At 68.9% G+C, this 7,782-nt stretch carries 7 protein-coding genes and 1 pseudogene; 3 read left to right on the plus strand and 5 right to left on the minus strand.

Features of this window, described 5'->3' with window-relative positions; translation table 11 throughout:
- The 4 genes and pseudogenes from AC31A1_RS42065 to AC31A1_RS42080 form a co-directional block, all read right to left on the minus strand.
- Nucleotides 1-180: pseudogene (locus AC31A1_RS42065) on the minus strand (hypothetical protein); the annotation flags it as partial.
- Nucleotides 162-902, minus strand: coding sequence for an ABC transporter ATP-binding protein (locus AC31A1_RS42070; RefSeq protein ID WP_489658356.1), 741 nt, complete (start codon nucleotides 900-902; stop codon nucleotides 162-164). The gene AC31A1_RS42070 and the pseudogene AC31A1_RS42065, both read right to left, overlap by 19 nt.
- A gap of 213 nt (nucleotides 903-1,115) precedes the next feature.
- On the minus strand, nucleotides 1,116-2,495 hold the full coding sequence (locus tag AC31A1_RS42075; protein WP_489658357.1) for an aspartate aminotransferase family protein: 1,380 nt from the start codon (nucleotides 2,493-2,495) through the stop codon (nucleotides 1,116-1,118).
- On the minus strand, nucleotides 2,480-2,998 hold the full coding sequence (locus AC31A1_RS42080; RefSeq protein WP_489658358.1) for an Lrp/AsnC family transcriptional regulator: 519 nt from the start codon (nucleotides 2,996-2,998) through the stop codon (nucleotides 2,480-2,482). Before AC31A1_RS42080 ends, AC31A1_RS42075 begins: the two co-directional genes overlap by 16 nt.
- Before the next feature lie 165 nt (nucleotides 2,999-3,163).
- On the opposite strand from AC31A1_RS42080, the gene AC31A1_RS42085 reads away from it, so the two are divergent.
- The 3 genes from AC31A1_RS42085 (at nucleotide 3,164) to AC31A1_RS42095 (ending at nucleotide 7,204) form a co-directional block, all read left to right on the plus strand.
- On the plus strand, nucleotides 3,164-4,603 hold the full coding sequence (locus tag AC31A1_RS42085) for a gamma-aminobutyraldehyde dehydrogenase (protein ID WP_489658359.1): 1,440 nt from the start codon (nucleotides 3,164-3,166) through the stop codon (nucleotides 4,601-4,603).
- Nucleotides 4,604-4,869: 266 nt separating this feature from the next.
- Nucleotides 4,870-6,060 carry an extracellular solute-binding protein gene (locus tag AC31A1_RS42090; protein WP_489658360.1) on the plus strand — a complete coding sequence of 397 codons (1,191 nt, stop codon included), beginning with the start codon at nucleotides 4,870-4,872 and terminating at the stop codon, nucleotides 6,058-6,060.
- Between the two features lie 226 nt (nucleotides 6,061-6,286).
- Complete coding sequence (locus AC31A1_RS42095) at nucleotides 6,287-7,204, plus strand: endo-beta-N-acetylglucosaminidase H (protein WP_489658361.1); 918 nt, start codon at nucleotides 6,287-6,289, stop codon at nucleotides 7,202-7,204.
- A gap of 125 nt (nucleotides 7,205-7,329) precedes the next feature.
- Here the strand turns inward: AC31A1_RS42095 and AC31A1_RS42100 are convergent.
- On the minus strand, nucleotides 7,330-7,782 hold a 453-nt coding region (locus AC31A1_RS42100; protein ID WP_489658362.1), incomplete at its 5' end, for an Lrp/AsnC family transcriptional regulator.

The raw sequence follows: 7,782 nt of genomic DNA on the forward strand, positions 1-7,782 counted from the left end.
CAGCGGGGTCGCGCACCAGGCGAGGCGGAGGGCCGCGGCGGCGGGGGAGTCGGGGTGGCCCATCGCGTAGCCGAGGGTGCAGAGGAGGAGGAAGCCCGTGCCCGCCGAGGCCACCGCGACCAGCAGGCGGCGCAGTTGGACGGCGGGGTGCGAGCCGCGGGTCAGACGGAGAGCGAGCACGCGGCCCGGCCTTCCGACTCGGCGACCGGGGGAAGGTGAACCGTGTTCACACGGCGTCCGTCCAGGAGCGACACCGTACGGTCCGCCAGGGCCGCGGTCTCCGCCTCGTGGGTCGCGAGGACGACCGTGATGCCGTGCGAGCGGGCGGCCGTCGTGAGCGTGCGCAGGACCTGGGCGCGGTCCGCGCGGTACAGCGGGGCGGTCGGCTCGTCGGCGAACAGGACCGTGGGCGCCGGGGCCAGCGCGCGGGCGATCGAGACGCGCTGGCGCTCCGCCTGGCGCAGTTCGTGCGGGCGTTTGCGGGCGTGGTCGCCGATGTCGAGGCGGTCCAGCCACTCCAGGGCCGCGGTCTTGGCACGGCGGCGGCTGGTGCCGCGCAGCATCAGGGGGAGGGCCGCGTTCTCCCAGACGTTCAGCTCCGGGACGAGCACGGGGGCCGGGTCGATCCAGCCGAAGCGGTCGCGGCGCAGCCGTTCCCGGGTGAGCGGGCCCATGGTGTGCACGGGCACACTGTTGAACCAGACCTCGCCGCGGCTCGGGCGTTCCAGGCCGGAGAGGCAGCGCAGCAGGGTCGTCTTGCCGCTGCCGCGCGGGCCCATGACGGCGAGGATCTCGCCCTCCCGGACCCCGAGCGAGACGCCGCCGAGCGCGGGCGTTCCGTCGTGGTGCTGGAAGTGCAGGGCACGTGCCCAGAGCACGTCGTTGTCCGGCGGGGCCACCATGCGCGTACACCTCGTTCAGATCCGTTTTCCCGTATCGCATCCCCCGTCCGGGGGAACGAAGAGGGGGCCGATCGGTCACTGGCACGCTAAGGAGCGGTCGGCGGGAGCCCGGACAGCACACGGCCCCGGGCCGCCGTTTCTCACTCGAACGGCGGCGCCGGGGCCGGGGCCGGTGTTTGATCATCCAGAAGGAAGATCCGAACCTCGGAACGATCAGAGCTTCGTCCAGGCCTCCGTCAGCACCTGGCGGACGATGCCCTCGATCTCGTCGAAGGTCGACTGGTCGGAGATCAGCGGCGGCGACAGCTGGATGACCGGGTCACCACGGTCGTCGGCGCGGCAGTAGAGGCCGTACTCGAAGAGCTTCTTGGAGACGAAGCCGTAGAGCACGCGCTCCGACTCCTCGTCCGTGAAGGTCTCCTTGGTGGCCTTGTCCTTGACGAGCTCGATGCCGTAGAAGAAGCCGTTGCCGCGGACGTCTCCGACGATCGGGAGGTCGTGCAGCTTCTGGAGGGTGTTGAGGAAGTTGGCCTCGTTGTCGAGGACGTGCTGGTTGAGGCCCTCGCGCTCGAAGATGTCGAGGTTGGCGAGGCCGACCGCCGCGGAGACCGGGTGGCCGCCGAAGGTGTAGCCGTGCAGGAAGGTGTTGTCGCCCTTGTAGAACGGCTCGGCCAGGCGGTCGGAGATGATGCAGGCGCCGATCGGGGAGTAGCCCGAGGTCATGCCCTTGGCGCAGGTGATCATGTCCGGCACGTAGTCGAACTTGTCGCAGGCGAACATCGTGCCGAGGCGGCCGAAGGCGCAGATGACCTCGTCGGAGACCAGGAGTACGTCGTACTGGTCGCAGATCTCGCGGACCCGCTGGAAGTAGCCGGGCGGGGGCGGGAAGCAGCCGCCGGCGTTCTGCACGGGCTCCAGGAAGACCGCGGCGACCGTCTCCGGGCCCTCCATGAGGATCTGCTGCTCGATCTGGTCGGCGGCCCAGCGGCCGAAGGCCTCCGGGTCGTCGCCGAAGAGCGGGGCGCGGTAGATGTTGGTGTTCGGGACCTTGTGCGCGCCCGGGACCAGCGGCTCGAACGGGGCCTTCAGCGCCGGGAGTCCGGTGATGGACAGGGCGCCCTGCGGGGTGCCGTGGTAGGCGACCGCGCGGGAGATGACCTTGTACTTGGTGGGCTTGCCCTGGAGCTTGAAGTACTGCTTGGCGAGCTTCCAGGCGGTCTCGACGGCCTCGCCGCCGCCGGTGGTGAAGAAGACCTTGTTCAGGTCGCCCGGCGCGTAGTGGGCGAGACGCTCCGCCAGCTCCACGGCCTTCGGGTGGGCGTACGACCAAATGGGGAAGAACGCCAGCTCCTGCGCCTGCTTGGCGGCGGTCTCGGCCAGTTCGGCGCGGCCGTGACCGGCCTGGACCACGAACAGACCCGCGAGACCGTCGAGGTAGCGCTTGCCCTTGTCGTCGTAGATGTAGGTGCCCTCGCCACGGACGATCGTGGGAACGGGCGCGTTCTCGTACGAGGACATGCGGGTGAAGTGCATCCACAGGTGGTCGTACGCGGTGCGGCTGAGGTCCTTGCTCACGGTTATCGGGTTCCCCACATGTAGGTCTGCTTCTTGAGCTTCAGATAGACGAAGCTCTCGGTGGAGCGCACGGCGGGCAGGGCCCGGATGCGTTTGTTGATGACGTCCAGCAGGTGGTCGTCGTCCTCGCAGACGATCTCGGCGAGGAGGTCGTACGAGCCCGCGGTCATCACCACGTACTCCACTTCCGGCATGGCCGTCAGCGCGTCGGCGACGTTCTCGACGTCACCTTCGACGTTGACACCGACCATCGCCTGTCGGCGGAAGCCCACGGTGAGCGGGTCCGTGACGGCGACGATCTGCATGACGCCCTGGTCGAGCAGCTTCTGGACGCGCTGGCGCACGGCCGCCTCGGAGAGGCCGACGGCCTTGCCGATCGCGGCGTACGGCCGGCGGCCGTCCTCCTGGAGCTGTTCGATGATGGCGAGGGAGACGGCGTCCAGGTGAGGAGTACTGCCGTTCCTGGACTCGCGGGAGTCCCTCTGTTCTGCGCTGCGACTGGCCACGGCTTCACTGTGCACGACGTCTCGACCGTTCCGCAAGGCCGCTTCGATGAAATTCGTTGTTTACGTGGTCGAGACTTGCGGATTTCGTAGCCTTGGCGCGATCGGGGGTGTTGAAAACGTGGGCCGGGCGATTAGGGTGGGTGTCTCAGTGATTGGACACCTGAACTTGGAGGGCCGGCAGTGAGCACCGAACTGCGTCGTCTGCGCAACTACATCGACGGTGAGTTCCGGGACGCCGCCGACGGACGGACCACCGAGGTGGTCAACCCCGTGACGGGCGAGGCGTACGCGACCGCGCCGCTGTCCGGGACGGCGGACGTGGACGCCGCGATGGCGGCCGCCGCCGCCGCGTTCCCGGCCTGGCGGGACGAGACCCCGGCCAAGCGGCAGAAGTTCCTGCTGGACATCGCCAGTGCGTTCGAGGAGCGCGCGGAGGAACTGATCGCGGCCGAGGTGGAGAACACCGGCAAGCCGATCGGGCTCACCCGCTCCGAGGAAATCCCGCCGATGGTCGACCAGATCCGCTTCTTCGCGGGCGCGGCCCGGATGCTCGAAGGCCGCTCGGCCGGCGAGTACATGGAGGGCATGACCTCCATCGTCCGGCGCGAGCCGATCGGCGTCTGCGCGCAGGTCGCGCCCTGGAACTACCCGATGATGATGGCCGTCTGGAAGTTCGCCCCGGCCCTGGCCGCCGGCAACACGGTCGTCCTGAAGCCCTCGGACACCACCCCCGCCTCCACCGTCCTGATCGCCGAGATCATCGGCTCGATCGTGCCCAAGGGCGTCTTCAACGTCGTGTGCGGCGACCGGGACACCGGCCGCGCGATGGTCGAGCACCACACGCCGGCGATGGCCTCCATCACCGGTTCGGTGCGCGCGGGCATGTCCGTCGCCGAGTCCGCGTCCAAGGACCTCAAGCGGGTCCACCTGGAGCTGGGCGGCAAGGCCCCCGTCGTGGTCTTCGAGGACACCGACATCGCCAAGGCCGTCGAGGACATCTCGGTCGCGGGCTTCTTCAACGCGGGCCAGGACTGTACGGCGGCCACGCGGGTGCTCGTACAGGAGGGCATCCACGACGAGTTCGTGGCGGCGCTCGCGAAGGCCGCCGCCGAGACGAAGACGGGCCGGCCGGACGACGAGGACGTGCTCTACGGCCCGCTCAACAACGCCAACCAGCTCAAGCAGGTGACCGGCTTCATCGAGCGGCTGCCGGCGCACGCGAAGGTGGAGTCGGGCGGCCACCGGGTCGGTGAGGTCGGCTACTTCTACGCGCCGACCGTCGTCTCGGGGCTGAAGCAGGACGACGAGATCATCCAGAACGAGGTCTTCGGCCCGGTCATCACCGTCCAGTCCTTCACGGACGAGGCCCAGGCCATCGAGTGGGCCAACGGCGTCGACTACGCGCTGGCCTCGTCGGTGTGGACGAAGGACCACGGGCGGGCGATGCGGCTGTCGAAGTCGCTGGACTTCGGCTGCGTGTGGATCAACACCCACATCCCGCTGGTCGCGGAGATGCCGCACGGCGGCTTCAAGAAGTCGGGCTACGGCAAGGACCTGTCGGGCTACGGCTTCGAGGACTACACCAGGATCAAGCACGTGATGACGTCGCTGGACGCGTAGGCCTGCGGCGCTTGACCGGACGTATACACCGCGGCCCTGTACGGGATCAACTCCCGTACAGGGCCGCGGTGTTGTGTCCCGGGAGGTCCGGCTGTCGTGGTGCCGGACACCCGGACCGGAGTCGACGAGGACCTCGTGCCGCGCACCTGCCGTGTGAACCGGCGGTTACTTCACAGGCAACCGATCGACAAGGTGTCGGGTCCGCGGGAAGCCGCTCGACGCAGCGTCCATTGATCGGGGACAGGCCGGCGGGTCATGCTGCGCGGGTGCCCCAGACTCCGAAGCCGTATCCGCCCTCCCGTCGCTCCCTGCTGCGCGCGCTCGGCGGAACCGCCGCGCTCGGCGCGCTCGCCGGGTGCGGTGTGCCCGCCGCGTATGTGAAGGCCGGGGACCGCGCCGGCGCCGATCTGTCCGCCAAGGACAAGCGGCTGACCTGGGCGAACTGGCCGCTGTACATCGACACCGATGACGACGACCAGACGAAGCGGCCCACGCTGGACGCCTTCGAGAAGAAGACCGGGATATCCGTCGACTACATCGAGGAGATCAACGACAACGACGAGTTCTTCGGCAAGATCAGCCCGGCGCTCATGAACCACCAGCAGACCGGCCGCGACCTGATCGTCATGAGCGACTGGATGTGTGCGCGGTTCGTCCGCCTCGGCTGGGTCCAGCGGATGGACCGGTCCGCGCAGCCCAACGTGGCGAAGTACCTCGACCCGCAGCTCGGTTCGCCCGCGTTCGACCCGGGGCGCCGGTACACGGTGCCGTGGCAGTCGGGGATCACCGGCATCGCGTACAACCACCGCAGGCTCGGCCGCGAGATCCGCCATGTCTCCGACCTGTGGGCGAGCGACCTGAAGGGCCGGGTCACCCTGCTCTCCGGCCTGGACGAGGCGTTCGCGCTGCTGATGCAGGGCAACGGCGTCGACATCACCAAGTGGACCGCCGCCGACTTCTACAAGGTGTGCGACCAGGTACAGACCCAGATCAGCCGGAACCAGATCCGCCGCTTCACCGGCAACGACTACACCAAGGACCTGGTCAGCGGCGACGTCCTCGCCTGCCAGGCCTACTCCGGCGACGTGATCCAGCTCCAGGCCGACAACCCGGACATCCGCTTCGTCGTCCCCGAGGAGGGCGCCGAACTCTGGGCGGACTCCCTGATGATCCCCGACCTGGCCCGCCACAAGACCAACGCGGAAAAGCTGATCGACTACTACTACGACCCCGAGGTCGCCGCGGAACTCGCCGCCTGGGTCAACTACGTCTGCCCCGTCCCCGCCGCCCAGGACGTCCTCGCGGCCTCCAAGGACAAGGACACCGCGGAGCTGGCCGAGAACCCGCTGATCTTCCCGGACGCGACGATGCGCAAGCACCTCGCGATCGCGCGGGACATCACGTCCACGGAGCGGGTGGAGTTCGCGAAGGAGTGGAACAAGATCGTGGGGTTGTAGGGGCGGTGGCGCGGAGCCGCGGCGTGCACGCCCTGTCCGTCCGCGCCGGCGCAGCGTTCCAGCAACTCCCTTGCCCGGATTGAGAGTTGTGGCGCGATGTGCGTGGAGTCGGGAAGAGTCCTCGCATGGTTCCGGGGGTTCGGTCACGGGAACGGAGAGGTCGGGGCTCACTCGGCGCCCGCGAGCAGGGCGGGCGCCGCTCCATGCGATGGGAGACCGATCAACGATGTTCACTCCGGTACGGAGAAGAGTACGGACGGCCGCGGTCGCGCTCTCGGCCATGGCGGCGCTCGCCTTGGGCGCGACCGCCACGAGCGGCGCGGCAGCGGCCCCCGCCGCCGCGAAACAGGGACCGACCTCGGTGGCGTACGTCGAGGTGAACAACAACAGCATGCTGAACGTCGGCAAGTACACCCTCGCCAACGGCGGCGCCCAGGTCTTCGACGTCGCCGTGATCTTCGCGGCGAACATCAACTACGACGCGGGCACGAAGGCGGGGACCCTGTACTTCAACCCGAACGTGCAGAGCGTCCTCGACAACGCCGCCACGCAGATACGGCCGTTGCAGCAGAAGGGCATCAAGGTCGTCCTCTCGGTGCTCGGCAACCACCAGGGCTCCGGCTTCGCCAACTTCCCGTCCCAGCAGACGGCTTCGACGTTCGCGAAGCAGCTGTCGGACACCGTGGCCAAGTACGGCCTCGACGGCATCGACTTCGACGACGAGTACGCCGACTACGGCAACAACGGCACCACCCAGCCCAACGCCAGCTCGTTCGTGTACCTGGTGTCGGCACTGCGCGCCGACATGCCGGACAAGATCATCAGCCTCTACAACATCGGCCCGGCCGCGTCGCGCCTGTCCTACGGCGGCGTCGACGTCTCGTCCAAGTTCGACTACGCCTGGAACCCGTACTACGGCACCTGGCAGGTCCCCGGCATCGCACTGCCCAAGTCGAAGCTGTCGCCGGCGGCCGTCCAGATCGGCGGGACCTCGCAGAGCACCGCCGCCGCACTCGCCGCCCGCACGGTCAGTGAGGGGTACGGCGTCTTCCTGACGTACAACCTCGACGGCGCCGATCGCAGCGCCGATGTCTCCGCGTTCACCAGGCAGCTGTACGGCAGTGACGCCACCTACACGCCGTAGGCCGGCCGTGCTCGCCGTCGTCCGGTGCCCGCTCGGGGCCTGCCGCATCCCGTAGGACCGCGGCTCGGGCAGACCACGCTTTCGACAACGTTGTCGGAGGCGTGGTCGTCCTAAGTCCTTGAGGTTCAGAGGCTGCTCGGGCGGACCAGACCGGTCCGCTTGACCCCGCTCAGGATCGGAGTGACCTCGATCGTCGCGACGTGGGTGAGGGCGCCGATCGTGTCGGTCAGGAAGTGATAGAGCGCGTTGAGGTCGGCGGCGGCGACGGCCACGAGGAGGTTGGCCGGGCCGGTGGTGGCTGAGGCGAAGCGGACCTGGGGGTGGCGGCTGAGTTCGCGGCCCGTCTCCTCCAGGCCGCCGGGGTTGACCGTGATCCACAGCAGGGCTTCGGTGCGGATGCCCAGCCGGGCCAGGTCGACCTCGGTCGCGAGTCTGACCACCTGGCCGGCGACCAGTGTCTCCAGTCGGCGCCGGGCGGTGAGGGCGGTGGTGTCGGCGCGGCGGGCCAGGTCGGTGTAGGAGGCTCGGCCGTCCTCGATCAGGGTGGTGATCAGGGCGTGGTCGAGTGGCTGGAGGGT

The sequence above is a fragment of the Streptomyces sp. P5F9 genome, assembly GCF_057961495.1.